3 protein-coding genes are annotated in these 1,849 nt (G+C 67.9%); all 3 read left to right on the top strand.

What is annotated here, in order from left to right; translation table 11 throughout:
* Positions 1-322: 322 nt before the first annotated feature.
* The 3 genes from A5700_RS17505 (at position 323) to A5700_RS17515 (ending at position 1,752) form a co-directional block, all read left to right on the top strand.
* Entirely contained in the window at positions 323-619 is a 297-nt protein-coding gene (locus A5700_RS17505; protein ID WP_068067794.1) for a hypothetical protein, read from the top strand.
* An 87-nt stretch (positions 620-706) separates the two neighbouring features.
* Complete coding sequence (locus A5700_RS17510; protein ID WP_068067791.1) at positions 707-1,033, top strand: hypothetical protein; 327 nt, start codon at positions 707-709, stop codon at positions 1,031-1,033.
* 413 nt (positions 1,034-1,446) lie between these two features.
* Entirely contained in the window at positions 1,447-1,752 is a 306-nt protein-coding gene (locus A5700_RS17515) for a hypothetical protein (RefSeq protein WP_068067789.1), read from the top strand.
* Positions 1,753-1,849 lie beyond the last annotated feature (97 nt).

Consider the following 1,849-nt stretch of genomic DNA (forward strand, 5'->3'; position numbering starts at 1 on the left):
CACCTCTTTAGCCGTCAGCAGGGGTCGCAGCCTAATCGGGCGGGGGCCCGACCGGTCAACCCACGCCCGCGCCGAACTTCGCAGGCCGAGTGACCTTTTCGGCCCAATGCCAGCTCGCAGCGGCGCCTGCGGCGCCGGCGAGCGCGGGCCGGAAACCCTGCTGCGTTCGGCGCGGACTCTTCGGGGTTGACCGCCCACCCTCACCCGATTCACCGCTCCCCCAGCGCTGACCGGCGCACCACCCAGCACACGAACGGAGAACAACCATGCCCACCGTCGACTACGCACTCGCCTATGACTTCGTCGAGCCCGACCACCGAGCGTGCCCTACCGGCTCAAGTTCCGCTACCGCTTCACTTCAGGCGAAGACCCACGCACCGACATCGCCAACCCCGCCAACCCCGCCGGCCAACCGTTCACCGTCGTGAAAGGCCGCCACCCCCAGCGCGGCCGCATGATCGCTACCAGCCGGGCCGCAATCCGGTTCAACGACATTGAGCACGCAGTCGGCCGCAATCGCTGGCCTCGGTACACCCTGCAGGCCCACACCGACATCGAGGTCACCTGTATCAATCTGGCCGTCGTCCGGCAGCGGATTCACGCAGCAGGCCTCGACTAGCCCACCACCGCCCGGCCGGCCTCCATCCCGAGTGGGGGCTGGCCGGACCTGCCCCACACCCCCATTCCACCCCGTGAAGGTTGCACGATGAGCGACACAGAGTACTGGGAGCAATGGTGCGGCTCGACCGTCCCACCCGAGCAACGCATCAAACGGCACGCAAAGGTCCAGCATATCAACGGGATTCGGTGGATTACCTATCCCGATGAGATCAACGGGGTGAAGGTGGTCGTCGACATGCCCGTCAACGCGTCGACCAAATCCTGCCACCGAGGTCGACAAGACGACTGCCCGCATCGGCTCGGCGGCCCCCAAGAGGGCGGGGTGACCCTCAAGGTGTCCCTGCCCGGGTTCACCTGGCGGTGTGGTTGCCCATGCCACACCGACCCATTCCGCGCCGGCCGTCTGTTCTAACCTGACGGGCTTTCCGGGGGTCCGGCCAGCTCCCCACCATCGGGGGTTGGCCGGGCCCCCCTTTTTTCTTCGGCCCGCCACCGGTGCCGGCGCGCCCCGCGCGCCCGGATTGGCCACCTGCGGTGGCCACCACATCCGTAGCCCCTCACCTCTTTAGCCGTCAGCAGGGTGCTCATGGTAAGCGGTCAGGGGCCCGACCGGTCAACCCACGCCCGCGCCGAACTTCGCAGGCCGAGTGACCTTTTCGGCCCTATGCCAGCTCGCAACGGCGGCCTGCGGCGCCGGCGAGCGCGGGCCGAAAACCGTGCTGCGTTCGGCGCGGACTCTTCGGGGTTGACCGCCCACCCTCACCCGCTTCCCTGCACCCCAGCGCCGACCGGCGCACCACTCAGCACAAGAAACGGAGAACAACCATGAACGCAGTGATCGACCCGTGGGCCATCACCGAATACGACGAGGCCCAAGCCATGACCTCATATCCTGATGCCGACATTGACGAGCTCGCAGTCGTCCAGGTCGCCCACGACGGCCTCCGGTTACGGTTGCGCGGAGCCGAACGCGACGAAGCCGTGCGCCGCATGCACGGACGCGTCGACCTCGACATCATCGCCTGGCGCCTCTATACCACCACCCGCACCGTGCACCGCGTCGCCGCACGACTCGGACTGACCGAACGCCACAGCACCCGGCGTCAACTGGTCACCACATCGGCAGGCTGACAGTGCCGAGAACACCCGAGCCGGGCCCGGCCAGCTCCCCACCATCGGGGGTTGGCCGGGCCCCCTTTTTTCTTCAGGCCCGCTACGGTGCCGGCGC

This window comes from Mycobacterium sp. E1214 (assembly GCF_001666755.1).
In the GTDB taxonomy this organism is placed as follows: Bacteria; Actinomycetota; Actinomycetes; order Mycobacteriales; family Mycobacteriaceae; genus Mycobacterium.